The organism is Agrobacterium sp. 22-226-1 (assembly GCF_053522345.1).
The window spans coordinates 47,119-71,687 of sequence record NZ_JBNWCP010000016.1; the positions used below are offsets into that span (position 1 = coordinate 47,119).

The window sequence follows — 24,569 nt, forward strand, 5'->3', positions numbered from 1 at the left end:
GGCCTTGTGCCGAGGATCTGCGAACGCATTCAACACGTTGTCCGTTGCAGATGCTCGGGACAGGCCCGAGCATGACGAAAGACCGTGGCCGAGGAAGCAATTATACCTCCCGCCACCCATCCAGATAGTTCACACTCTCCACCCCGGTAAACTTCGCCAGCCTCACCAGTTCCGCGTCGAGCTTCTCCAGCCGACCGGCCGAAGCACGCACGCCCGGCTCCAGCCACAGGCGGCGCACATCCAGCGTGCCGCGCTTGCGATCCGCCTTCATGTCGATGCGGCCGATCAGCCTGTCACCCTCCAGAAGCGGGAAGACATAATAGCCATATTGCCGTTTCGGCTCGGGCACGAAGACCTCGATGCGGTAATAGAAGCCGAATAGCCGCTCCGTGCGGTTTCGGTCGCGCAGCAGCGGGTCGAAGGGGCTGAGGACACGGACGCGGGCGGAAGGTTCCGGCACGTCGGTCAGGTCGGCGGTGAAATCGGCAAAGGCGAAAGACGGACGGGCATTGTCCCCGTCGCTGGAGAGAAGCGAGACCTCGCAGAGTTCATCGCGATGGCTTTTAACCCAGTCCCTCGCCTCCTGCGGGGTGACGAGATCGAAAAAGGCGGCGATTTCGCCGTGGGTGGCGAAACCCAGCCGCTTCAGCGCTTCGCGGCAGGCCCAGTCGACAAATTCGGTGTGTTCTACCTCGGTTTCGTGATGCTCGCCGGGAATGACCCGTTCGGCCAGGTCATAGACCTTCTGGAAATTGACGCGGCCGGCAATCGCGAGCTTGCCGGTGTGCCAGAGATATTCAAGTGCGGTCTTGGAGGGATGCCAGTTCCACCAGCCGCCGGACTGGTGCCCCTCCTCCTTCAGCTCCCGCGCCAGAACCGGACCGGTGGCGGCAATCCGCTCCAGCGTTTCGCCGAAAGCCGCATCGAAACCCTCGCCGTGCCATTTGCGCCACCGCTCCTGAATAATCGGCTCGCGACGGCGGAAACGGTGTTTCCAATAGGGATAAAATTCCGTCGGCAGGATGGAGGCATCATGCGTCCAGTGCTCGAAAAGCGCCCGGTCCTTTTCCAAAAGCGTGGTCAGATGGCCGCGCCTATAGGTCTGGTTGCGGGAGAAAATAATCTGGTGGTGGGCGCGCTCCACCGTGCCGATGCTGTCCACCTGCACGAAACCGATATCGGTGATGAGCTGCAGCAGGTCGCCCTTGGAAAGCGCCTTGCCGGGCGGAGAGGAAAGCCCCTGCCGCGCCAGAAAAATCCGCCTTGCCGCTTCGTTCGAAACCTTGATCGCCATGCGCAGAAGGTAGAACGGCTTTTTCGCGATTGCAATGTTCTTTTTTTGTTCCTTGTTTCACTTCTGTTGATGACGGGGTATAGAACCGGAAAACGAGCGCGAGGATGTGAGCTTGGAAATCCGTTTTAACGCCGCCGGTGTTGCTTTCGAGGGCCGGCAGGCCCTGCAGCCGCTGTCTGTGACATTGACGGAACGGCGTATCGGCGTGATCGGCCTCAATGGTTCCGGCAAGACCACCTTTGCCCGGCTGATCAACGGGCTGAACAAACCGAGCGAAGGCAAGGTTTCGGTAAACGGCCTCGACACCGTAAACGAGGCCAAGGCGGTCTTGCAGGCGGTCGGCTTCATCTTCCAGAATCCGCAGAACCAGATCATCCTGCCGATCGTGCGCGACGATGTCGCCTTCGGGCTGAAACGGCTCGGTCTCGGCAAGACGGAAACCGAAGCCCGGGTGAAAGCCGTTCTTGCCCGGCTTGGCATTTCCCATCTTGAAGAGAGACGCGCGCATGAGCTTTCCGGCGGGGAGCTGCAGCTTGCCGCGCTGGCCGCGCTTCTGGTCACCGAACCGCACATCCTCATTCTCGATGAACCGACCAACCAGCTCGATCTCAAAAACCGCGCGATCGTGGAAAAGACCATGGCGGCGATTTCGCAGGCGCTTGTTGTCATCACCCACGATCTGCCGCTGGTTGCGGGTTTCGACCGGGTGCTGGTTTTCCATGAAGGCGCCCTGGTGGCCGACGCCGCACCCGAAGAAGCGGTAGCGCGCTATCTGGAGGTGGCATCGCGATGAAATCGCTGCATGTGGAAGGCACTGGCTGGCTCTACCGCGTCTCACCGCGCCTCAAGCTCCTAACGCTGATGATCTTCAGCATTGCGCTGTTTCTCACCCGCGACCTGATTTTGCTGGGATGCGCGGTGATTTTGGCTACCGCCATTTTGCGCGAGACGCGGCTGCCCTTCAAGGACATATGCCTGCGGCTGCGGCCGGTGATGCTGACCATCTTCCTCGTCGCCGCCTTCAGCTATCTCCTGCTTCCGGCCCATGATGCCAGCGTCAATCTTTTGCGGCTGACGGCGCTGGCGCTGCTTGCAACCGCCGTCACCATCACCGTCAGCATCTCGCAATTCATGGACGAAATTGCGCTTGCCGCCGCCCCGCTTGAAAGGCTGGGGCTGGTGAAGGCCGCCGATATCGGGCTTTCGGTCGGGCTCGTCGTGCGTTTCGTGCCTGAAATCGTCAACCGTTACCATGCGGTGCGCGATGCGCACCGGGCGCGCGGCCTGCCCGTGCGGATGGCCACCATCATCGTGCCGCTCGTCATTATGACGTTGAAGGATGCCGATGCCATTGCCGACGCCATTGACGCGCGCGGTTTCAGAGGCCAAAGCTGACGGCCAGATAACCATCCGGAGTTTCCGAGCCATGACGACCCGCGACCTTGTGCTGATTTCGCTGTTTTCCGCCATCATCATCGCACTCGGGCTTCTGCCGCCGATCACGCTCGGTTTCATTCCCGTGCCGATCACCGCGCAGTCGCTCGGCGTCATGCTGGCCGGTGTCGTGCTGGGCGCGAAACGCGGCACGCTCGCGGTGCTGCTGACAATCCTGATTGCCGCCATCGGCCTGCCGGTCCTCTCGGGCGGACGCGGCGGCCTGTCCATCTTCACGACGCCGACCACCGGCTTCCTGATCGGCTGGATCGCGGCGGTTTTCGTCACCGGCACGCTCTCGGAAAAACTCGTCAATCGCGGCCAGTCCGCTCTCACACAGGGCATCGGTTTCTTCGTCGCCAGCCTGATCGGCGGCGTGGTCGTGCTTTATGCTTTCGGCATCACCTATCTGGCGCTGGTCGTCGGGCTTGGTTTCGAGAAGGCCTTCATGGGTTCGCTCGCCTTCATTCCGGGCGATGCGCTGAAGGCCGTGCTTGCCGCACTGGCAGGCCGCGCCGTGATGGCGGGTTATCCGCTTCTGCCGCAGCGCGCCTGAACGGACTTTCTTCGGGAGGAAAAGAATGGCGACGCGTTTATACGAACACCCGATCTTCCTGGAGCACATCACGCCATCCGGCCACCCCGAGCGGCCGGACCGCCTGCGGTCGCTGAACATCGCGCTCGAACATCCGAATTTCGAGCGGCTGGAACGCAAAGAAGCGCCGCAGGCGAATGAGGATGCCGTGCTGCTGGCGCATCCGGAGGAGCATCTGCTTGCCATCATGCGGCAGATCCCCGAAGAGGATGGCGAGATCAACCGCGTCGAGGCCGACACTTACGTTTCGCAAAAAAGCCTGCAGGCGGCGCTGACCGGCATCGGTGCTGCCATGGCGGCGGTGGACGACGTGTTCACGGGTGCTGCCGACAATGTCTTCGTCGCCGCCCGCCCGCCCGGCCACCATGCGGAAACCGCAAAGGCCATGGGCTTCTGTCTTTTCAACAATGTGGCGATTGCCGCCCGCCATGCGCAAAAGGCGCACGGCGCGGAGCGCATCGCCATCATCGACTGGGACGTGCATCACGGCAACGGCACGCAGGATATCTTCTGGAACGACACCTCCGTGCTGTTCTGTTCCACCCACCAGATGCCGCTTTACCCGTGGAGCGGCGACAAAAACGAAACCGGCGTGAAGAACAACATCGTCAACGCCCCGCTTTCACCCAACACCGGCAGCGAGTATTTCCGCGAGGCCTTCAAATCCCGCGTGCTACCGGCGATTGCCGATTTTTCGCCCGATCTCATCCTTATCTCCGCCGGTTTCGACGCGCATCACCGCGATCCGCTGGCGCAGATCAATCTGGTGGGTGAGGATTTCGACTGGGCAACGGGCCGGCTTCTGGAAATGGCCGATAAATACACATCGAACCGGGTCGTCAGCCTGCTGGAAGGCGGTTATGATCTGGAAGGGCTGGCGGAATCGGCAGCCATGCATATTTTGAGAATGATGAAGGGTTGAACATGACGGAAAATGCCAACACAGCCGATGTCAGCGGTTATTCCTTCGAAAAAGCCGTCGCCGAGCTGGAAAGCATTGTCGCTCGCCTGGAACGCGGAGACGTGGCGCTGGACGAATCCATCGCCATCTATGAGCGCGGCGAAGCCCTGAAGAAGCATTGCGAAACGCTGTTGAACGCTGCCGAGAAGCGAATCGAGAAAATTCGCCTCGACCGTGCGGGCAAGCCGCAGGGTGTGGAGCCGCTGGACGGGGAGTGATTTTCCCCTTCCTCATTCCTGTGCTTGTCACAGGAATCTAGTCAGACCAAGTCCTTGGGCTGAAAAGACTCTTATCGCCGCGCAGACGCGCGTCGGCTGGATTCCTGTGACAAGCACAGGAATGAGGGAGGCTGTAGGTCAAGCCACGTTCAACTCTCTCCCGCGCAACCGGTGACAATGCACAAACACAGCGTTCGACATCCCGATACTCCCCCTCTCCGTCCGTTATGATAAACTGCCCCCAGACGATACGAGGAGCTTGCGATGTCCTTTTTTCCCGGTAACGATCCCGTCGCGGGTGATGCTTTTGCCTGCGACGCCATCGAGAACCTCATTATTCCCCGCACCAGCGACATTGGCGGCTTTGCCGTGCGCCGCGCGCTGCCGACCCGGCAGCGGCGTCTCGTCGGCCCCTTCATTTTTTTCGATCGCATGGGCCCGGCGATCCTGAAGGCCGGTGAGGCGCTCGACGTCAAACCGCATCCCCATATCGGGCTGTCCACCGTCACCTATCTGTTCGACGGCGAAATCAAGCATCGCGACAGTCTCGGCACCGAGCTTGTCATCCGCCCCGGCGACATCAACCTGATGACGGCCGGGCGCGGCATCGTGCATTCGGAACGCACGCCGGAAAACCTGCGCGGCCATCCGCTTTCCATGTCCGGCCTGCAGACATGGCTTGCCCTGCCGGACCATATGGAAGAAATCGACCCCGCCTTTGCCCATACGGCCAGGGAAGATATGCCGCTGATCGATATCAAGGGCGCTTCCGGCCGGGTGGTGATCGGCGAATTCGAAGGCCTCACCTCCCCAGTTTCGGCCTTTACCGATACGCTTTATGTCGACCTGACGCTGGAGCCGGGGATAAAATTTCCCTTCTCCGCCGATCACGAGGAGCGGGCGATCTATATTCTGTCCGGTTCGCTCGATGTGGCGGGCGATATCTTCGCCGCCGACCAGTTGCTCGTCTTCCGGCCGGGTGACGACATCACGCTTCAGGCCGGCAGCAATGGCTGTCACATCATGATCTTCGGCGGGGCGGCGCTCAATCAGCGTCGCTACATCTGGTGGAACTTCGTTTCGTCATCAAAAGAACGCATAGAGCAGGCCAAACAGGAGTGGAGAACCGGACGCTTCGATATCGTTCCCGGCGACGAAGAAGAGTTTGTCCCTTTGCCGGAAGGTTGAAATTCTATAGAAGTGTACGACATGCAGGAATGGACCGTCGGCTTTCACCATGAAAGCCGCTCCGGTGCCCCCTGCTGACCACGAGAAAAGGCCGAACGATTGACCGGAATGCCCCAGACCCCACTGCTCGACCGGGTGAATTTCCCCTCCGATCTCAAGGAGATCGACGATCGCGACCTGCCGGAACTGGCGCGGGAACTGCGCGACGAGATGATCGACGCCGTGTCGAAGACCGGTGGCCATCTGGGTGCCGGCCTTGGCGTGGTGGAATTGACGATTGCCATTCACAAGGTCTTCAACACGCCCGAAGACCGGCTGATCTTCGATGTCGGCCACCAATGTTATCCGCATAAAATCCTGACCGGCCGGCGCGACCGCATTCGCACGCTGCGGCAGGAAGGCGGGCTTTCCGGTTTCACGCGTCGTGCGGAAAGTGACTATGACGATTTCGGCGCGGGCCATTCCTCCACCTCCATTTCCGCCGGTCTCGGCATGGCCGTGGCGGCGGGGCTGGATCAGAGCGACCGTAAGGTGATCGCCGTCATCGGTGACGGCTCGATGTCGGCAGGCATGGCGTTCGAGGCGCTGAACAATGCCGGCGCGCTCGATGCGCGGCTGATCGTCATTCTCAACGATAACGACATGTCGATTGCGCCGCCGACGGGCGCGATGAGCGCCTATCTGGCGCGACTTGCCTCCGGCCGCACCTATATGGGTTTCCGCGATTTCGGCAAGAAACTCACCGCCTATCTCGGCAAGACCATCGACCGCGCCATTACCCGCGCCGTGACCCATGCGCGCGGTTATGTGACCGGTGGCACGCTGTTCGAGGAGCTTGGCTTCTATCACATCGGCCCAATCGACGGTCATTCCTTCGATCACCTCTTGCCGGTGCTGCGCAATGTGCGCGACAACCAGAAAGGCCCTGTCCTCATTCATGTGGTGACGCAGAAGGGCAAGGGTTACGCGCCGGCGGAAGCCGCAGCCGACAAATATCACGGTGTCAACAAATTCGACGTCATCACCGGCGCGCAGGCGAAAGCCAAGCCGAATGCGCCGAGCTATACCAGCGTCTTCGCCGAAGCGCTGATCCAGGAAGCCACCCTCGACGACAAGATCATCGGCGTCACCGCCGCCATGCCGAACGGCACAGGCCTCGACAAGATGGCCGAGCTTTTCCCGTCCCGCACCTTCGATGTCGGCATTGCCGAGCAGCATGCCGTCACCTTTGCGGCCGGGCTTGCGGCTGACGGTTACAAGCCGTTCTGCGCGCTTTATTCCACCTTCCTGCAACGCGGTTACGACCAGCTGGTGCATGATGTGGCCATCCAGAGCCTGCCGGTACGTTTCCCCATCGACCGCGCCGGTTTTGTCGGCGCGGATGGGCCGACCCATGCCGGTTCGTTCGACACGACTTTCCTCGCCACCCTGCCCGGCATGGTGGTGATGGCGGCGTCCGACGAGGCCGAGCTGAAACATATGGTGCGCACGGCGGCGGCCTATGACGAAGGCCCGATTTCCTTCCGTTACCCGCGCGGCGAAGGTGTGGGCGTCGAGATGCCCGCGCGCGGTGAGATTCTTGAGATCGGCAAGGGCCGCATCATCAAGGAAGGCACCAAGGTCGCGCTGCTCTCCTTCGGCACGCGCCTTGCGGAATGCCTGGCGGCGGCCGAAGACCTTGAAGCAGCCGGCCTTTCCACCACGGTTGCCGATGCGCGCTTCGCCAAGCCGCTTGATCTCGACCTTATCCGCCAGTTGGCCAGCCATCACGAGGTTCTGGTGACCATCGAAGAAGGCTCCGTCGGTGGTTTCGGCGCGCATGTGCTGCATTTCATGGCGAGCGCTGGTCTGCTCGACCATGGCCCGAAGGTCCGGACCCTGACCCTGCCCGACCAGTGGGTGGAGCAGGCCAAACCCGAGACCATGTATGCCAATGCCGGCCTCGACCGGGCCGGCATCGTTTCCACCGTATTTAATGCGCTCGGCCAGCGTCAGGCCGGCGTCGGTTTCGCCGGCTGACACGATTGCCGGAACAGGAGGCGGGACGATCCCGCCTCTTTCTCAGGATGCAGCGCCGTCGAGAAAACCGACAACGTTTTCGATCCGCCCCTCGGCATTCAGGCTGACGACATCGGTTCCGCCAGCGACATCGTCTCCGTCAGGCGAAATGAGACGCCACGAGAAACGGGTGAAATTGCCGTGGCCGTCCGGGGTGCCTGTGAGCACGAAACGATATCCCGGAAACTTCTGCCGCGCCGCCTCGATCATCGCGGCAATCCCCTGCTGGCCTTCGCCCCGCATCAGCGGATCGACGTAGCGCGTATTTTCTGCCCATGCCTGACCGACGAGATGCCTGCGGCGTTCATTGTCCTCCTCGTTCCAGGCTGCGAGATAGGTTTCGGCGATTGCGAGATGCTGCGTCATGATTGCGCTCCTTCTGGTTGACAGCCCAAACATGCCGGGGGTCGGGAAGCGGAACAATTACCTCAGAGGTAATCGCATTGCCGCTCTCTTCTGCTAGGTTGCGGGCATGACACATCATCGAGAACATGTCGGCCAGGTGCTGAAGGAATGGCGTGCGCGCCGCAGGTTGAGCCAGCTCGATCTGGCGATGGAGGCGGACATATCCGCGCGCCATCTGAGTTTCGTGGAAAGCGGGCGATCATCCCCCAGCCGCGAGATGCTCGCGAAACTGGCGGAGCAGCTTTCCATGCCCGCCCGCGCCGCCAACCGGCTGATGCTGGCGGCGGGTTATGCACCTGTTCATTCCGAACGGCCGATGGATGCGCCCGATATGGCGGCGGCCCGGCAGGCGGTCGAAACTGTGGTGCATGGGCATATGCCCTTCCCCGCCCTTGCCGTTGACCGGCACTGGAACGTCGTTCTCGCCAATAGGGCGATCACGTCGCTTCTGGCCGGCGTTTCCGAAGAGCTGCTTCGCCCGCCGCTCAACGCCTTGAGGCTGAGCCTGCATCCGGAGGGCTTGAGTTCCCGCATCGTCAACCTCGCCGAATGGCGTCATCACCTGCTGGAACGCCTGCGCCGTCAGGGCGAAGAGACGGGAGACGAGGTGCTTTCCCGGCTGCATGCGGAGCTTGCGGCCTATCCCGCGCCAAAGGCCTCGCCCCACGCCGCCGGGGCCGATCCTCTGGCCATACCGCTCCAGCTTCGCGATCCATCTTCGGGCGGCATATTGAGCTTCATTTCAACCACCACGGTTTTCGGAACGGCCACAGACGTCACGCTGTCCGAACTGGTGCTGGAATGTTTCTACCCCGCTGACGCGGTAACCCGCGAAGCACTGATGCAAGGCACCAAGGAGTAACACCCCGTGCACACCACCTATCTCATCGGCTTTCAGGTCCGCCCCGGCCAGCGCGAGCGCTTTCTCGAATTGCTGAATGCGCTGCTCGACGCCATGCGGCATGAAAAGACCTTCGTGAACGCAACCCTGCACCGGGATGGTGAAAACGAGAACCGCTTCCTGTTGCATGAGACCTGGAGCGACCATCAGGACGTCATCGACGTTCAGATTCACCGGCCCTATCGGCAGGCATGGCACGATGCCCTGCCCGATCTTCTCGACGCCCCGCGCGATATTTCCGTCTGGCACCCCATGCGGGCGGATCACGCCGCATAGCGACGTGGATCATAAGGAATCCCACGCGTGCATCCTTTTGCACGCGCTAGGATTTTCGCGACAATATCCGCGGTTCGCCGATTTTGAACCAGGCCTTGGCGATCCTGCCGTTCTCAACTTCATAGATGCAGGCAACGTCGACCTCTCCCTTTCCTTCCGGAAAGTTCCGGGTGACCGTTTCATGGTCGATGACGACATTGCCAACGACAATGCGCGTCAGCAGTTTCCCATAGAGATCCGGTTCCTTGAAGCGCTCGATGTGACGCTCTCGAATCTCTGCCGCGCTTCCTGCCAGAAGCGTCGCCGGGAAAGCGTAATACTGACAATCATCCGCCCACCAGAGCATGAAGGCATCGATGTCACGGGCATTGTAGGCCTCAAGCGGCTTTTGTACCGGAAGCTCTATTTCACTATTCAAAATACACCTCTGCGGAAATGCCGTCGTGGCTAAATTGATTCTTTGATGAGCGAATGCCCCGCATTTGCCAGCAGACCGAAGGCTTTTTCCAGGTCGCCCGCTTTCAACAGCAGGTGATCGCCATCGAAAGTCGAAACCACAAATATTCCTATATCATTGGTGGATAAGGGCTCGATGACGGACAGGACGATGCCCGTTTCATCAAAGGCAAATGGCCCCTGAAACTTAAAACACGACCAGCCCGCCTCAAACTGGACATCCAGCGGGATGCGGTCTTTCCGGCAGACGATGGAAAGTTCGTCATCGGTCCGGCTGATGCTGACGAACCCGCCACCATCGGCCCATGCGGGGATGGCTTCAGACGCTTGAAGACGTGCCACCCCATACTCGCCTTCCAAAACCAGTAACTTGACGCGCGCTGCCATCTGAAAATTACCTTTCTCAAAATACGAAGGCTTGGCTTACCAGCTGCCGATACGTGCAGTTGAGTGCCAGCCCTTATTTGACGCGAAAACCTACCAATAAAAAGGGGGCCTTACCGGCCCCCCAATTCTTGCTACGCAACCGTGACCGGCCTGCTCAGAACTCCGTCCAGTCCTGATCCTTGGCAGCCGGTGCTTCGGCAGCACCGCCGAAGGCGCGGGCAAGGCTCTGGCCAAGCGCACGGGCCGGCGAGGCGACAGGCCTTGCGGTTGCGGAGGCCGAATTTACCGGCGCCTTGCGGGCCGGTGCGGCCGGCGCGGGCTGGAAGGCGGGTCTGGCGGAAGACTGGCGCGGCGCGGAATATCCGCCGGCACTGGCAACGGCAGCGCGTGCGCCATCCATTCTGAACTGGCCGAGCAGGCTGTTCAGTGCTCCCGCTTCGCGGGCCAGCGAATGGCTGGCGGCGGTCTGCTGTTCCACCATGGCGGCATTCTGCTGCGTGCCCTGATCCATGGTGTTCACGGCCGTATTGATTTCCTGCAGGCCGGTCGCCTGTTCGCGGGCAGCGACGACGATGGCGCTGACATGGGCGTTGATCTCTTCGACTTCCGCAACGATGAGTTCCAGAGCCTTGCCGGTCTCGTCGACCAGATTGACGCCGTTTTCCACCTGCTGGCTGGAAGCGCCGATCAGCGTCTTGATTTCCTTGGCGGCATTGGCGGAACGCTGGGCAAGTTCGCGGACTTCCTGCGCAACCACCGCAAAGCCCTTGCCGGCATCACCGGCGCGGGCGGCTTCGACGCCGGCGTTCAGCGCCAGCAGGTTGGTCTGGAAGGCAATATCGTCGATGACACCGATGATGTTGCCAATTTCGCCCGAGGATTTCTCGATTTCACGCATGGCGGCGACCGCCTTGCGGACCACGACGCCGGACTTTTCCGCACCGGCGCGGGCGCGCTGGACCAGATTGCCGGCATCTTCCGCTCCGCGGGCGCTATCGCGCACCGTGGTGGTAACTTCTTCCAGCGCTGCGGCGGTTTCCTCGATGGAGGCCGCCTGCTGCTCGGTGCGGCGCGACAGGTCGTCGGCGGCGGAGAGCATTTCCGAAGCACCGGCATTGATCGCGGCTGCGTTCTCACCGACGGTGCGCAGCGCCTGCTGGAGTTTTTCGACGGCGCTGTTGAAATTCACACGAACAGGATCGATGGCGGGCGCAAAAGGCGTCTCGATGCGATAGGAGAGATCGCCATCCGCGAGAGCGGCAAGGCCCTTGCCAAGCTCGGCGCTGGCAAAAGCGCTGGCGGCCTCGTCCTTGGCCTTTTCTTCCTCGTTGCGGCGGCGTTCAGCCTCCGTCGCGGAGCGCATGCGGTCGGTCTCGCCGGCAAGGCGGGATTTTTCCAGACCGGCTTCCTTGAAGACCAGAACGGCCTTCGCCATCTTGCCGACTTCGTCGCCACGATCCGTGGCCGGAACTTCCGTCGTCAGATCGCCATCGGCAAGCCGGCTCATCGCCGCCGTCATGCCAACGATGGGCGTGACGATGGAGCGCGACAGCGCCCAGATGAGGGCAACGGCCAGAAGACCGGCGACAGCGCCGCCACCCAGAAGCGCATATTTCAGGTTCAGTGCGGCTGCCTGCTGTTCTGCCGCGTAAGCGGTGGACAGGCCGTTCAGCTGCTCCTTGATCTTGGCGGCGGAGGCGCGGAAGCCATCGAGCTGGCCCTTGGCCTGATTGCGGCCGATCTCGATGATTTCGGAAATCGGCGCTTCGGTCGTCTTGCGTGCGGCGATCTGCGGTTCCGCCAGTTCCTTGAAGAACACGGTGGCGGATTTCTGCATGTCGTCGATGGATGTCAGGATGTCCGGCCGGCCGACAGCCAGCGCGCGGGCCTCGTCCAGCTTCTTCAGCATCAGGTCGCGCTGGGCGAATACATCGTTATAGGTGCTGTCGCTGCGAAACAGCAGGAAGCCACGCTGGTTGACGGCCTGTTCCAGCATGGCTGCCGTCGCGCCATCCACGGCCTGGATGATATCCTTCGTGCGGTTGTTTTCGATCGTGACACGCTCGCTCCCCAGCGTCTGCCAGAATACGACCGCGGAAGCGAGCAGGCACACGCTCATCAAGGCACAGAAGGTGGCTATGAGCTTCAGATTGATGGGGAGGTTTTTAAGCGACATCGCAAACTCTCTCGGCGACCCGATGCCTCGAAGCAAGCGTCTGCGCTGCAACGGCCGCAATTTTGTGGATGGGAGGAGATGCCGTCATGGCAGGTTCCGGTGGCCGCACGGGCCTTGTGCACAAAGTGCAATACAAGCCTTTATATTGGATTAATCGAACATTCTGACTTTGCGGTGCAACATCAATGGGCGACAGCGGGCATCGCCGGCCCCTTTCAGCGATAAATCGCTTGCATCGGCGGGGTTTGGCGGTCATTGACACGGGACCATGTCCAAAACATCTGAAAATGAACGGCTTGACCAGCTTCTCGTGTCGCTCGGCCACTTCGCCAGCCGCTCGCGTGCGCGCGACGCGGTTGCGCGCGGCACCGTGAGCGTCAACGGTAAAATCGTCACCAAACCGAGCCAGACCGTCGCTGGCGATGCCGAAATCGCCATCAGCGATCCGGCGCAGGCCTATGTCTCGCGCGCAGCGCTGAAGCTCGTGGCCGCGCTCGATCATTTCCGGCTCGACCCGTCGGGCCATGACTGTCTCGATGTCGGCGCTTCGACCGGCGGTTTCACCGAGGTGCTGCTGGAGCGTGGCGCCAAACACGTCACCGCCGTCGATGTCGGCCACGGGCAGATGCATGCAAGGATAGAGAACGATCCGCGCGTGACCAATCTGGAAGGGCTGAATGCGCGTTTCCTGACGGCGGAAGATATCGATGACCGGCCCATCGGCTTCATCGTCTCCGACGTGTCCTTCATTTCGCTGAAGCTCGCGCTTGCGCCGGCACTCGAGCTTGCGGAGCCGGGCGCTCTCGCGGTTCTGCTGGTGAAGCCGCAATTCGAGGCGGGGCGCGACGCCATCAGCAAGGCCGGGCTGTTGAAAGAACCGGAAACGGCGCCTGCCGTGGCCGCCGAGCTGGAGGGCTGGCTGACCGAGGACATGGGCTGGAAAAGCCTCGGCCTCATTCCCTCGCCGATTTCCGGCGGCGACGGCAATATCGAATTTCTTCTCGGAGGCGAAAAGCCATGAGCACACAGACCGTCACCATCAAAAGCCTCGGCGCGCAGGGCGACGGCATCGCGCACTGTCCCGACGGCCCGGTCTATGTGCCCTTCGCGCTGCCTGGAGAAACGGTCGCGATTGCGAAGGTGAAAGACCACGGCACCGTCATGTCGATAACGGAAGCCTCGGCGGAGCGCCGTGAACCGGCCTGCCGCCATTTCGGCCCCGATGGCAAGAACGGCACCTGCGGCGGCTGTTCGCTGCAACATCTTTCCGATCAGCCTTACCATGCCTACAAGCGAGAGCTGGTGGTTTCGGCGCTGAAATCGAAAGGCCTGACGCCGCCGGTGGACGATCTCGTCATCTGTCGCCCCGGCGAGCGCCGCCGCGCGGTGTTTGCCGCCCGCAAGACGGAAAAGGGTCTGCTGCTCGGTTTCAGCCAGGCGAACAGCCACCACATCGTCGCTATCGAAGAATGTCCCGTCACCTCGCCCGGCATCGTTTCGCGGCTGGACGCCATCCGCGCCATCGGCCTTTCCATGGTGGCGAATGCCGAACCGTTCCGCATCACCGTTCTCGAAACGCTCTCGGGTCTCGATATTTCGGTCGAAGGCATCAAGTCGGTCAGCGACAAGCAGCGGCGCACACTCACGGAAACGGTGCTTGCCATGCGCGGCATTGCCCGTGTTTCGCTCTCAGGTGAAATCCTGATCGAACCGCAAAAGCCGATCATCGAATTCGGCGGCGTTGCGGTTTCCCCGCCGGCCGGCAGTTTCACGCAGGCGACGAAACAGGCGGAAGATGCCATGGCCGAGCTGGTGCTTGGCCATATCGGCAAATCGAAGCGCATTGCCGATCTCTTCTGCGGTTCCGGCACCTTCGCGCTGAGGCTCGCACGCATCGGCAAGGTGCATGCGGTGGAAGCCGAAGACAAGCCGCTGAAGGCCCTGGACTTCGCCGCCCGCAACACACAGGGCCTGAAGCCGGTGAGCGTCGAGAAACGCGATCTCTTCCGCCGGCCGCTGATGACGAGCGAACTGAAAAATTACGACGCTGTCGTCTTCGATCCGCCGCGCGCTGGTGCGGAATTCCAGTGCAAGGAACTGGCCCGCAGCACGGTGAAGAAGATCGTTGCGGTGAGCTGCAATCCGCTGACGCTTGCGCGCGATCTTACCATCCTCATGGAAGGCGGCTATCGCATCACCCGCGTCACGCCGGTCGACCAGTTCCTCTGGTCGCCGCATGTGGAAGCGGTGGCGACGCTGGAGAAATAATCACCAGGCCGTATCGACCGTGCCGTTACCGACCACGCCCGAGCAGCGGCAGGCGCCGCCCACACGGCCCCGCTCGATGGGGCAGACATAGGGCCGGCGGCGATTGGCGCTCTCCGGCGGGGTAATGACGCAGACGAAACGGGCGCGGCGCTGGCGGTCGCGGTTGCGGCCGGAATAATAATCCGAGCCATCGTCTTCGGTAATGACGGATTGCGCCAGAATGACATTGCCGGCGGAAGCCGCCGGAGGGCGCGTTATCGCCGCCGCTTCGGTGACGGTGGCGGCGCAGAGGAAGACGGACAGGGCGAAAACGACGTGACGCATGCGGGTGGCTTTCGGGCGATGACGTTGCATTATTTAACCCAACCCATATTGCCCGGTTGCTTAACAGCAAGGAATTCCTGCCGGAACGCTTAACGGCGCATGAATGCCTCGAAGGCGGCGCGCGCTTCGGCGCTTTGCAGTTGCGCGATGAAATGACGGCCTTCCTCTTCGATGCGGGCGAGAAGATCGTCCGGATTGCCGCGAACCAGATCGCGGGCGATCTTCAGCGCCTGCTGCGGTTTGGCTGCAAGCCGGGTGGCAAGCGCCAGCGTTTCGCTCTCCACATGTTCCGGGGCGACGACTTTCCAGATCATTCCGGCCTGCAATGCCTGCTCGGCGGAAAAACCTTCGCCCATGGCAAGCAGCGCAAAGGCGCGCTGGTGTCCCATGAGTTTCGGCACGAGCAGGCTGGAAGCCGCTTCCGGCACCAGCGCTAGATCCACGAATGGGGTCTTGAACAGGCTGCGGCTGGAGGCGACCGTCAGGTCGCAATGCAGGTTCAGCGTCGTGCCGATGCCGATGGCGAGCCCGTCTACGCCGGATACCATGGGCTTTTCGAAAGCGACGAGCGCTTTCAGAAGTTCCAATGCGGCGAGTTTGCCCTTTCCTCCCGACATGGCGAAGGCCAGAAAATCGGCCATGTCGTTACCGGCGGAGAAGCAGCCTTCCGTGCCGAGAAAGGCGACGACGCGAATTTCCCGGTCCGCATTGGCGGCCTGCAGGGCGTCTGCCATGCGCAGATACATGGCATCGGTGATGGCGTTTTTCTTGTCCGGCCGGTTGAAGCGGATGGTCAAGACTTCCGGCGCATGGCCGACGCGCTCGACGAGAATGTGTTCGTCCGACATCTGAGCCTCCTCAAGCCAATACGGTGCGGGCGGCGGCAAGGCTTGCCGCGCCGGCGATAACGCGATCCTTCAGCGCCGCCGTTTCCGCCAGCAGATTTTCCGCTGCGAAACGGCAAAGGGCTGCGCGATGCCCGCTCCTGCCATCATCGACGGCGGCCAGTGCACCCTTGGCGAGATAGGCGCCGGTGAGCGCCAGGCCGAAGAGGCGCTGATAGGGCGTCGCACCGGCGAGCGCCGTTTCGGTTTCGCCTGCCTTGATGCGGTCCAGCAGCCAGTCGGTCGCCGTCTCCAGATCGGCGAGGCTGGCTTCGAGATAACGGCCGGTCTCGCCGAGATCGTCGCGGTTCGACGCGGCTGTGCGGGCGGCGATCTCGCGCAGTTCGGCGATGAAACCGCGCACCTGCGCGCCTTCGGAGAGCGGCAGCTTGCGCAGCACCAGATCGATGGCCTGAATGCCGTTGGTGCCTTCATAGATCGGCGCAATGCGGGCATCGCGCAGATAACGCGCCGCGCCGGTTTCCTCGATAAAGCCCATGCCGCCATGCACCTGAATGCCCATGGAGGCGACATCGACGCCGGCATCGGTGGAGAAGGATTTGGCGATGGGTGTCAAAAGGGCAGCGCGCTCCTGCCAGTGAGCGCGCTGCCGGGCGTCTTCAGTCGCATGCGCCATGTCGATGGCGTGCGCGCAGCTGAAGGAAATCGCCCGCGACCCTTGCGTGAGCGCCTTCATCGTCAGAAGCGTTCTGGCGATATCCGGGTGTTCGATAATCGGGCTCATGCCGGAGCCCTGCCAGCCGGGCGCCTTGCCCTGCGTGCGCTCCCTGGCATATTCGATGGCCTTCTGGGTCGCCGCCTCGCAAATCGCCACGCCCTGCATGCCAACGGCAAGGCGGGCGTTGTTCATCATGGTGAACATGCAGGCGAGACCCTTGTTCTCCTCGCCGATCAACCAGCCGAGAGCGCCCTTCCCTTCGCCGAATTTGCCGTCGCCGAAGATCATCGTGCAGGTGGGCGAGCCGTGAATGCCGAGCTTGTGTTCCAGCGAATGGCAGAACAGATCGTTGCGGCTGCCCGGCGCGCCGTTGTCATCGGGCAGGAATTTCGGCACGAGGAACAGCGAGATGCCACGCGTGCCGGCCGGCGCATCCGGCAGGCGGGCGAGAACGAGGTGGATGATATTGTCCGCCGCGTCGTGTTCGCCCCAGGTGATGAAAATCTTCTGCCCGAAGATGCGGTAGGTGCCGTCGCCATTGCGCTCCGCCCGGGTCTTCAGGACGCCGAGGTCCGAACCCGCATGCGGCTCGGTGAGGTTCATCGTGCCGGTCCATTCGCCGGAGACGAGTTTCGGCAGATAGGTGCGCTTAAGGTCATCGCTGCCGTGGGCGACAAGGGCTTCCACCGCGCCCATGGTCAGCGTCGGGGCCAGCGCAAAGGCCATGGAACCGGAATTCCACATTTCGAGTGCGGCGACATTCAGCATATGCGGCAGGTTCTGGCCGCCGAATTCTTCCGGCGCCGTCAGGCTGTTCCAGCCCGCTTCCGCCCAGCGGCGGTAAAGATCGGCCCAGCCATCCGGTGTCGTCACCTTGCCGTCGGCAAGCTTTGCGCCCTGGCGGTCGCCGATGTCGGCGAGCGGCGCGACCTCGGCGGTGGCGAACCGGCCGGCTTCGTGCAGAATGGCATCGACCAGTTCTTCCCCAAGGTCTCCCAGCGCACCCGTCGACAGCGCGTCTTCAAGACCCGCTACATGTTTGAGTGTAAAGGCGATATCGTCCACCGGCGCGCTATACATGCTGCCTCCTCCCGAAGCTCTGGCATCTTGCTACTGCCTTCGGGCTAAATGATTTTTACGTAAACGTCAATTTGAAAATTCCCGTCATTTCGGCGGGATTGTTATAAAACTGTCATATGAATTTGCTCAGCATGCGCTGAAAGGCGCCTCGCCGCACGCCGCTCCCACCCCGGAACGACGGACGCCTCCCCCCTCCCATCCAGCCGGTCAGGACTGCCACGATGGATCTCGTAACGCCCGTTATTCCCGGCCTTGTCTGGGCCTATCAATTTCATCCCGGTACGGCCCCCTGCCGGCGGCTCGCGCCCGATGCCGGCTTTCACGAAATGGCAGAGTGCGAAGGGTTCTTCTGGCTGCATCTCAACCTCGCCGATCAGCGTGTAGCGGGTTTTCTCGAGACCATAGAAGGTCTCGATCCGGCGGCGCGGGCAAGCCTTACGACCCATGAGACACATCCGTCCATCGTGGTCGATGAAAAATCGCTCTATGGCACGTTGGTCGATTTCCAGCGGGAATTCGACAAGGAAACGCGCGATTTCGGCTGGCTGCATTTTGCGGTGAGCGACCGTTTCATCATCACCACCCGCCTGCAGCCGCTGCATTCGGTGGACCGGCTGAAAGCGGCGGTCGACAAGAATTCCAACCGCTACCTCACGCCCTCGCATGTGTTCGAGGGGCTGGTGGCGGAATTCCAGCGCTCGCTCATCAATCTGGTGATGGAGACCACGGAAGAGCTGAACGCCATCGAGGATATGGTCTATGACAGCGAGAACCGTAATGAGCGGCGGCGTCTCGCCCCGCTGCGCCGCACCGTGGTTCGCCTGCACCGGCATCTACGCACCGTGCTGACCCTGATGCGGCGGGCTTCGGCCGCCGATGATGACGAGATGCCAGATGGTTTCGAGGATGTCGCCTCACGCCTGATGGGCCGTCTGGAGGCTGTCGACCATGATGTCTATGCCCTGCAGGAGCGGGCAAGGCTGCTGCATGAAGAAATCGATTCCAAACTCTCGTCGGAAACGAACCGACATCTTTATATCCTGTCGCTGATGACGGCATTCCTGCTGCCGCCCTCGCTGGTCACCGGTTTCTTCGGTATGAATACGGATGAGCTGCCGTTTACCGTCGGCACGGGCGGCACGCTGTCGGCCAGCATCTTCATCATGATTTCGGTTGCGCTCGCCTGGTTCGTGCTGAAGCGCGCGCGGATCTTGTGACAGCAAAAAGCCGCCCGGTGGCGACCGGACGGCTCTTTCGATTGAAGCGGCTCTATCAGCCGTAGGGCGAATAGCAGGGCTGGCGCGGGCCGTGATACGGCTGGAACGTGTTGCTATAGGCATCGTAGGAACGATAGCGGCCATAGCACCAGTTCACATGCGCGCGGCTCATGCCGCCACGATAGACCGGGCGATATTCGCGATAGACCGGGCGCGGACGATATTCCGGTACCGGGCGGTAGACTTCACGCGGCTGCGAGAGTGCGCCGCCGATGATCGCGCCCGTCGCAAAGGCTGCGAGCGGGAACCAGTAACCGTCATGGTGACGATAGCCCGGGCGGTAATCGCGATAACCACGGTGGCCGCGATACCAGCCGCGACGATCGCCCCAGCCGTCGCGATCACGCCAATATTGCACGTTCACGATATTCTTGCTGGCATCGTTGCCTGCGGTCTCAACGCTCTTCGGCGTGATCGGCAAAGGCATTGCTGCTTCCGCCGGAACAATCGCTCCCGCAACCACAATCGCAGAAAGACCGACAGCCAGGATATTCTTCATATAGCTTCTCATCTGACTTCCTCCATTCACGACGGTCAACAGGCCGTTCTCCGTGAATAATAACACTTTTTTATTCTCATTCGGCCAGTTTTTCGGTCTGGCTGGAACATTGCAGGTTGCAGGCTAGGCGTTTTCGCCTGAACCCAGGATTAACGATCCCATCACGCTTCGTTTACCCGATCCGGCAGCGGCAAAACAAAAGCCCGGATCAAATCCGGGCTTTCGAAAGTCCTGTCAGCGGCTGTAAGGCGATACGCATATGCGGCGCGGACCGCTGTTCGGCTGATAGGTGTTGTCGTAAGCCCGGTAGGACCGCCAGCGGTTCTGACACCAGGAAACATGGCTGCCGCCATAGGTCGGACGCGGCTGTTGCATGGCACCGCCGATGATCGCGCCGGCCGCGAAGGCAGCGAGCGGGAACCAGTAACCATTGTGATAACGGTAACCCGGACGACGATCGCGATAGCCGCGGTGACCGTTATAATAGCCGTCGCGCGGCGGGCGCGGGCGATACATGCGGTCGCCATGCCGGCGGTCGTATCGGCGGTCCCATTCACGGTACTGCACCGGCAAGACATTATCGGTCGAAACCGCCGGCTTGGGCATCGGAACAGGGACCTGGAACGCCTGCGACGGCGTAAAGCTGGTGAGGAACACGATCATCGCCGTGGCGACACTCGTTGTCCGGAAATTCATCATGATCTTCCTCCGTTTGCTTCAGCGCGTTGGACCCGCGCCTTTTTACCCACTCGCTCTTGTCGGAGATATGGGACAGCCCCGTTTCATGCCCGAAAAGAATTCGATGACGTGCAAACGAGTTTAGAGAAATTTGGTTCCAAGACAACCATCCGGTGAAAGACGTATGAAATGAAACGCCTGCTCGTGTCAGGCTTCCACCTTTACATCGGTCAACGGGCGTGAGCAGCAGGCGAGAATATAGCCTTCCTCGATTTCCTCATCGAGAATGCCGCCATTGTGGTTCATCTCCACCTCGCCGGAAAGCTTCAGCACCCGGCAGGTGCCGCAAATCCCCGATTCGCAGGCCGCCCCGATACGGACCCCGGCGGCGCGCGCCGTCATCAGAACCGTCTGGCCGGGCTGGCAGGGCATTTCTTTGCCGGAAAGGGTGAAACCCACCATCGACAGCGCCTCGCCATCCGCCCCGGTGAGGACAGTTTCACCAACGGTGACCGGCGCGGCCGGCGCGAAGCTTTCCTGATGATAGCGGCTCATGTCGAAGCCGGAGGCATCGAGCATCGAGCGGACGGCGGCCATGAACGGCTCCGGCCCGCAGCAGAAGACGGTGCGCTCCATGAAATCATGCGCGAGCAGCGCGATCTTGGCCTTGTCGACCATGCCCTTCAGCCCGGACCACAGATCGGTGCGGCCGCATTTCTCGACAATGAAGCCGAGAGACAGGTTCGGCATGAAGCGGGCGAGATATTCCAGCTCGTGGCGGAAAACGATATCGCCGGGGGTACGCGAACAATTGATGAAGGCAATATCGCTCTGCGGCGCGCGGTCGCTCATGTCGCGCACCATCGACATCATCGGCGTAACGCCGGAGCCTGCCGAGATGAACAGATATTTGTCGCCGGGATGCTTGACGTAGGAAAAGTCGCCGAGCGGCCCGAGCGCCCGGATTTTCATACCGGGTTTCAGATTGTCGAACATCCAGCGCGTGCCGATGCTGTTGGCCTGCGCCTTGACCGTGACCGACAGCGCATAGGGCCGCGAGGGGCTGGAGGACAATGTGTAGGTGCGGTAAAGCGGCTCCTTGCCCACCGGCAATTCCAAGGTGACGAACTGCCCCGGCAGATAACGGAACCAGTTCTGATCCTCCGAGCGGAACAGGAACGTCATCACATCGGGCGTCTCGGGCGTCACCGAGATGCACTCCAGAAGCTGGAGCTTGTCGCTCCATGGCTTCATCTCGTCAATATGCTTATAGGTCACAACCATATTCATCTTCGCATCACGCTACAGCCGAAAGCCGGGCCTTATCGCCCGAGAGCCGGTCGACCATGAAATCGGAGTACCAGTTGACGAACTGCATCACGCCGCCCTCGTCTTCCATGGAATAGGGGCCGGGCTCGTAGGCCGGGGAACGAATGCCGAAGGCATTTTCCTCGACGATGCGGCGGTCCTGGTCGTTGGTCTCGTTCCAGACGTGAGTGAGGTCGTCGAGATCGTAATCCACGCCTTCGACGGCATCCTTGTGCACCAGCCATTTGGTGGTGACCATGGTTTCCGTGGCGCTGAGCGGCAGCACCCGGAAGGAAATGGTGTGGTCGCCGAGGAAGTGGTTCCAGGTCGTCGGGTAGTGGAACAGGAGCAGCGCGCCGATATGGCTGATGCTGACATCGTCAGACAGCGGTCGGCGCACGGCGCGCTTGCCGGACATGGTGTAGCTCTCCGCCTCGCCGATCAGCGGCATGCGGGCGACGCGGAACTGGCCCTTGGGGTCGATCTTGAAACGGCTCGGCAGGCCGGCGGCCTCGCAGCGCGCCCAGTGGCCGCCGATCTCGGGATCGCTCGCACCGCCGTCCGTTCCCGTCACGCTCGGGTTTTCGGGATAGGTGCGGCAGAGTTCCGGATGGTTGGCGGCGCAATGGTAGCACTCGCGGTTATTTTCCCAGACGAGCTTCCAGTTGCCCTTTTCGATGATCGTGCTCTCATGCGCGACCTTCGCTTCCCAGATGCGGTGCGGCGCCATGTAACTTTCGACTTCCCTGCGCATGGGCTCGAAATCGGCCGGCTGATCGGCAAGGCAGATGAAGACGTAACCGGCGACGGTTTCGCAGGCGACCGGCTTCAGGCCGAAATCGCCCTTGTCGAACTCTTCGCCCATATGGCGCGCAAAAAGCAGCTTGCCGTCGAGATCGTAGGTCCACTGGTGATAGGGACAGACGAGGCGGGCCGACTGGCCCTTCTGCGTGGTGCAGACGCGCGAGCCGCGATGGCGGCAGGAATTGTGGAAGGCGCGGATCTGCCCGTCACGGCCGCGAACGATGACCACGGAATAGGCGCCGACCTGCACGGTGAAATAGCTGCCGGACTTCTGCACTTCGCAATCATGGCCGACAAACAGCCAGTCGCGATACCAGATCGTTTCCATATCCAGCTTGAAATAATCCGGGTCCGTGTAGAAGGGCTGTTCCAGGCTGAAGCCTTCGCGGCGGTTTTTCAGCTGGCGCAATACGGTATCACGCAATTCCATGGCCAAATCCTCGATCAAACCGCCCTGCCCGACACCATTTGCGGGGTTGCGGAAGCATGTACTCATCTAAACACCGGCGCTCATTTGCGGCAGCACAAACAGCGACATTACCTTCCGCATTGGCGACAAATTGCGACATGCTCAATTCGCCCTCTCAGCCCATTCCGCTGGGAAATCCGACAGCTATTCAATGACGGAAATGACGTCGCAATATGACGCATGATGGCGCGCGTCCTGCTCCCCACCCATTAAAAAACGGGGGATGCGGCGCAACGGAGTATTAACGCGCCCTAAATTATCTTGCCGGATCGACAGCAACGAGGGTGTTCCCAGTGGAGAAGGCGACACGCATACGCTATTTCGATGCGAGCAGGCATTCGCTCACACCGATACGCTCGAAGACCGCGCATTCCGATTTCCTGCGGACAGGGCGCATCAGCCGTTATGAAGAGCGATGGCTGCCGAAAGAACGTGTCTATTACAGCCATGACGAAGTGGCTGCGCTGACCGGGCGAAAGCTGGAAGCTGCCGCCGATGCCACCCACAGCCGTCTGAACGGCTTTCACCAGTCCATCCGTTTTCCGAAGATGGTTTTTCACCATCTGCTCAATGACCGGCCGCATCTCGGCTATTGTCACGTCACGGCGGCGAAAACCAGCTTCGATGCCGAGCGCCATGTGCTCTGGTCCTTCTATTTCGCGAATTTCTTCGCCGAGCTGAGCGGGGCCGAAAACTTCTTCGAAAATATCGATGCGCGCTATTCGCGGATGTATTTCGCAGTCGCCATCAACGCGCTTCCCCATCAGGAACTCGCCGTCGATACCTCCGTGCATCGCGGCGGCCTGCTGTTCCAGACCCACGATCCGCGGGTGGCGCTGAAAAACGTGCTCATGCTCGGCGCGCGGTCCGAGGAGATGCGCAGGATCATCAAGGCGATATAAAACTTTCCATAAGCCTCTGAAATACGCTATTGACCGCCCTGAAAGGCAGCATCATGGCGCGTCATATCGATATAGACAAAGAGCGGGAAACGGCCCTGCAGGCATCTGTGGCGGAGCTTGCCGCCGGCCAGCCCATCGCCCTGCCGACAGAAACGGTCTATGGCCTTGCCGCCGACGCCACCAATCCGGCGGCGATTACCCGCATTTACGAGACAAAAGGCCGGCCGCAATTCAACCCCCTGATCTGCCACATGGCCGATATCGCCATGGCCGAACGTTACGCCGTCTTCGACCCCATATCGCTGAAGCTGGCAGAAGCCTTCTGGCCCGGCCCGCTGACGCTGGTGCTGCCGCTGAAACCGGCAAGCGACATTCATTCGCTGGCGACAGCCGGTCTCGATACGGTCGGCATTCGTGTGCCGCAGGGTTTTGCCGGCGATCTGATCCGCCGCTTCGACAGGCCGCTCGCCGCCCCCAGCGCCAATAGTTCCGGCAAGATCAGCCCGACAAGTGCCTCCCATGTGGAGGCGGATCTCGGCAGAAAGATCAATCTCATTCTCGATGGCGGTGCGGCCGCCGTCGGTGTCGAATCCACCATCGTCAAGGTGGAAGAGGATGGCCGGGTGCGGCTGCTTCGTCCCGGCGGCATCGTCACCGCGGACATAGAGCGCATTGCCGGCAAACGGCTCGAACGGCCGAAAAAAGCAGCCGCCGCCATTGAGGCGCCGGGAATGCTGGCCTCGCATTACGCGCCGGGTGCGGCCGTGCGCCTTCACGCCACATCGGTTCTGCCGGGCGAAGCGCTGATCCGCTTCGGCGGCATCGCCATCGCCGGCGAAGAGACGGCGCGCACCGTGCTCGATCTCAGCCCCTCCGGCGATCTTTCCGAGGCCGCCGCCAATCTGTTCGATTATCTGAAAGCCGCCGATGCGAGCGGCGCAGACATGATCGCCATCACCGCCATTCCCACCCATGGTCTCGGAGAGGCGATCAACGACCGCCTTTCCCGCGCCGCCGCGCCGCGAGGCTGACGGCACCCAATCCTTTC

General features: G+C 61.5%; 26 protein-coding genes. 14 read left to right on the forward strand and 12 right to left on the reverse strand.

All coding sequences use genetic code 11. The annotated features are described in order from the left end of the window. Positions 1–100: 100 nt before the first annotated feature. The gene (locus tag ACQZ5K_RS22225; RefSeq protein WP_448741419.1) at positions 101–1,294 is read right to left on the reverse strand and encodes a winged helix-turn-helix domain-containing protein; all 1,194 of its coding nucleotides are present in this window, start codon (positions 1,292–1,294) and stop codon (positions 101–103) included. Between the two features lie 112 nt (positions 1,295–1,406). On the opposite strand from ACQZ5K_RS22225, the gene ACQZ5K_RS22230 reads away from it, so the two are divergent. The 7 genes from ACQZ5K_RS22230 (at position 1,407) to dxs (ending at position 7,709) form a co-directional block, all read left to right on the forward strand. Further along, the gene (locus tag ACQZ5K_RS22230) at positions 1,407–2,087 is read left to right on the forward strand and encodes an energy-coupling factor ABC transporter ATP-binding protein (RefSeq protein ID WP_448741420.1); all 681 of its coding nucleotides are present in this window, start codon (positions 1,407–1,409) and stop codon (positions 2,085–2,087) included. After that, positions 2,084–2,689 (forward strand): CbiQ family ECF transporter T component, encoded by a 606-nt coding sequence (locus tag ACQZ5K_RS22235; RefSeq protein WP_448741421.1) that lies wholly within the window; start codon positions 2,084–2,086, stop codon positions 2,687–2,689. The genes ACQZ5K_RS22230 and ACQZ5K_RS22235 overlap by 4 nt, the downstream gene beginning before the upstream one ends. Positions 2,690–2,720: 31 nt before the next feature. Further along, positions 2,721–3,284: a biotin transporter BioY gene (locus ACQZ5K_RS22240; protein WP_020010590.1), complete on the forward strand. Its 564-nt coding sequence runs from the start codon at positions 2,721–2,723 to the stop codon at positions 3,282–3,284. Positions 3,285–3,309: 25 nt separating this feature from the next. Further along, positions 3,310–4,245, forward strand: coding sequence for a histone deacetylase family protein (locus tag ACQZ5K_RS22245; RefSeq protein WP_448741422.1), 936 nt, complete (start codon positions 3,310–3,312; stop codon positions 4,243–4,245). Between the two features lie 2 nt (positions 4,246–4,247). After that, positions 4,248–4,502: an exodeoxyribonuclease VII small subunit gene (locus tag ACQZ5K_RS22250; protein WP_003503059.1), complete on the forward strand. Its 255-nt coding sequence runs from the start codon at positions 4,248–4,250 to the stop codon at positions 4,500–4,502. Between the two features lie 264 nt (positions 4,503–4,766). Continuing rightward, positions 4,767–5,690 carry a pirin family protein gene (locus ACQZ5K_RS22255; RefSeq protein WP_448741423.1) on the forward strand — a complete coding sequence of 308 codons (924 nt, stop codon included), beginning with the start codon at positions 4,767–4,769 and terminating at the stop codon, positions 5,688–5,690. 99 nt (positions 5,691–5,789) lie between these two features. Continuing rightward, positions 5,790–7,709: a 1-deoxy-D-xylulose-5-phosphate synthase gene (dxs, locus tag ACQZ5K_RS22260; protein WP_174056403.1), complete on the forward strand. Its 1,920-nt coding sequence runs from the start codon at positions 5,790–5,792 to the stop codon at positions 7,707–7,709. Positions 7,710–7,751: 42 nt separating this feature from the next. On the opposite strand, the gene ACQZ5K_RS22265 is transcribed toward dxs, so the two are convergent. Continuing rightward, positions 7,752–8,114, reverse strand: coding sequence for a nuclear transport factor 2 family protein (locus ACQZ5K_RS22265; protein ID WP_448741424.1), 363 nt, complete (start codon positions 8,112–8,114; stop codon positions 7,752–7,754). Between the two features lie 106 nt (positions 8,115–8,220). Between ACQZ5K_RS22265 and ACQZ5K_RS22270 the strand changes: the two genes are divergently transcribed. Both ACQZ5K_RS22270 and ACQZ5K_RS22275 read left to right on the forward strand, forming a co-directional pair. Further along, complete coding sequence (locus tag ACQZ5K_RS22270) at positions 8,221–9,015, forward strand: helix-turn-helix domain-containing protein (RefSeq protein WP_269830364.1); 795 nt, start codon at positions 8,221–8,223, stop codon at positions 9,013–9,015. A 6-nt stretch (positions 9,016–9,021) separates the two neighbouring features. Beyond that, on the forward strand, positions 9,022–9,330 hold the full coding sequence (locus ACQZ5K_RS22275) for a putative quinol monooxygenase (protein WP_448741425.1): 309 nt from the start codon (positions 9,022–9,024) through the stop codon (positions 9,328–9,330). Between the two features lie 46 nt (positions 9,331–9,376). Here ACQZ5K_RS22275 and ACQZ5K_RS22280 read toward each other — a convergent pair whose 3' ends face one another. From ACQZ5K_RS22280 to ACQZ5K_RS22290, 3 genes are all read right to left on the reverse strand, one after another. Beyond that, positions 9,377–9,748, reverse strand: coding sequence for a nuclear transport factor 2 family protein (locus ACQZ5K_RS22280; protein ID WP_448741426.1), 372 nt, complete (start codon positions 9,746–9,748; stop codon positions 9,377–9,379). Positions 9,749–9,777: 29 nt separating this feature from the next. Then, entirely contained in the window at positions 9,778–10,173 is a 396-nt protein-coding gene (locus ACQZ5K_RS22285) for an ACT domain-containing protein (protein ID WP_448741427.1), read from the reverse strand. 154 nt (positions 10,174–10,327) lie between these two features. Further along, entirely contained in the window at positions 10,328–12,349 is a 2,022-nt protein-coding gene (locus ACQZ5K_RS22290; RefSeq protein ID WP_448741428.1) for a methyl-accepting chemotaxis protein, read from the reverse strand. 268 nt (positions 12,350–12,617) lie between these two features. Between ACQZ5K_RS22290 and ACQZ5K_RS22295 the strand changes: the two genes are divergently transcribed. Continuing rightward, positions 12,618–13,370 (forward strand): TlyA family RNA methyltransferase, encoded by a 753-nt coding sequence (locus tag ACQZ5K_RS22295; protein WP_448741429.1) that lies wholly within the window; start codon positions 12,618–12,620, stop codon positions 13,368–13,370. Beyond that, entirely contained in the window at positions 13,367–14,617 is a 1,251-nt protein-coding gene (locus ACQZ5K_RS22300; protein WP_448741430.1) for a class I SAM-dependent RNA methyltransferase, read from the forward strand. The genes ACQZ5K_RS22295 and ACQZ5K_RS22300 overlap by 4 nt, the downstream gene beginning before the upstream one ends. On the opposite strand, the gene ACQZ5K_RS22305 is transcribed toward ACQZ5K_RS22300, so the two are convergent. The 3 genes from ACQZ5K_RS22305 to ACQZ5K_RS22315 form a co-directional block, all read right to left on the reverse strand. Further along, positions 14,618–14,941 carry a hypothetical protein gene (locus ACQZ5K_RS22305; protein WP_003521066.1) on the reverse strand — a complete coding sequence of 108 codons (324 nt, stop codon included), beginning with the start codon at positions 14,939–14,941 and terminating at the stop codon, positions 14,618–14,620. It abuts the gene before it with no gap. Positions 14,942–15,030: 89 nt separating this feature from the next. Next, positions 15,031–15,789 (reverse strand): crotonase/enoyl-CoA hydratase family protein, encoded by a 759-nt coding sequence (locus tag ACQZ5K_RS22310; protein WP_174056389.1) that lies wholly within the window; start codon positions 15,787–15,789, stop codon positions 15,031–15,033. A gap of 10 nt (positions 15,790–15,799) precedes the next feature. Further along, the gene (locus tag ACQZ5K_RS22315) at positions 15,800–17,584 is read right to left on the reverse strand and encodes an acyl-CoA dehydrogenase (protein WP_448741431.1); all 1,785 of its coding nucleotides are present in this window, start codon (positions 17,582–17,584) and stop codon (positions 15,800–15,802) included. Positions 17,585–17,805: 221 nt separating this feature from the next. On the opposite strand from ACQZ5K_RS22315, the gene ACQZ5K_RS22320 reads away from it, so the two are divergent. Next, positions 17,806–18,801: a transporter gene (locus ACQZ5K_RS22320; protein ID WP_448741432.1), complete on the forward strand. Its 996-nt coding sequence runs from the start codon at positions 17,806–17,808 to the stop codon at positions 18,799–18,801. A 55-nt stretch (positions 18,802–18,856) separates the two neighbouring features. Here ACQZ5K_RS22320 and ACQZ5K_RS22325 read toward each other — a convergent pair whose 3' ends face one another. The 4 genes from ACQZ5K_RS22325 to ACQZ5K_RS22340 form a co-directional block, all read right to left on the reverse strand. Beyond that, entirely contained in the window at positions 18,857–19,372 is a 516-nt protein-coding gene (locus tag ACQZ5K_RS22325) for a BA14K family protein (RefSeq protein WP_003521062.1), read from the reverse strand. Between the two features lie 222 nt (positions 19,373–19,594). Beyond that, positions 19,595–20,059 carry a BA14K family protein gene (locus tag ACQZ5K_RS22330; RefSeq protein ID WP_448741433.1) on the reverse strand — a complete coding sequence of 155 codons (465 nt, stop codon included), beginning with the start codon at positions 20,057–20,059 and terminating at the stop codon, positions 19,595–19,597. A gap of 186 nt (positions 20,060–20,245) precedes the next feature. Continuing rightward, positions 20,246–21,328 (reverse strand): FAD-binding oxidoreductase, encoded by a 1,083-nt coding sequence (locus ACQZ5K_RS22335; RefSeq protein ID WP_035237666.1) that lies wholly within the window; start codon positions 21,326–21,328, stop codon positions 20,246–20,248. Between the two features lie 7 nt (positions 21,329–21,335). Continuing rightward, the gene (locus ACQZ5K_RS22340) at positions 21,336–22,580 is read right to left on the reverse strand and encodes an aromatic ring-hydroxylating oxygenase subunit alpha (RefSeq protein ID WP_448741454.1); all 1,245 of its coding nucleotides are present in this window, start codon (positions 22,578–22,580) and stop codon (positions 21,336–21,338) included. 332 nt (positions 22,581–22,912) lie between these two features. Here ACQZ5K_RS22340 and ACQZ5K_RS22345 point away from each other — a divergent pair, with 332 nt between their 5' ends. After that, positions 22,913–23,521, forward strand: a complete 609-nt coding sequence (locus ACQZ5K_RS22345; protein ID WP_448741434.1) for a DUF6656 family protein — start codon at positions 22,913–22,915, stop codon at positions 23,519–23,521. Between the two features lie 53 nt (positions 23,522–23,574). Then, positions 23,575–24,552: an L-threonylcarbamoyladenylate synthase gene (locus ACQZ5K_RS22350; RefSeq protein WP_448735309.1), complete on the forward strand. Its 978-nt coding sequence runs from the start codon at positions 23,575–23,577 to the stop codon at positions 24,550–24,552. Positions 24,553–24,569 lie beyond the last annotated feature (17 nt).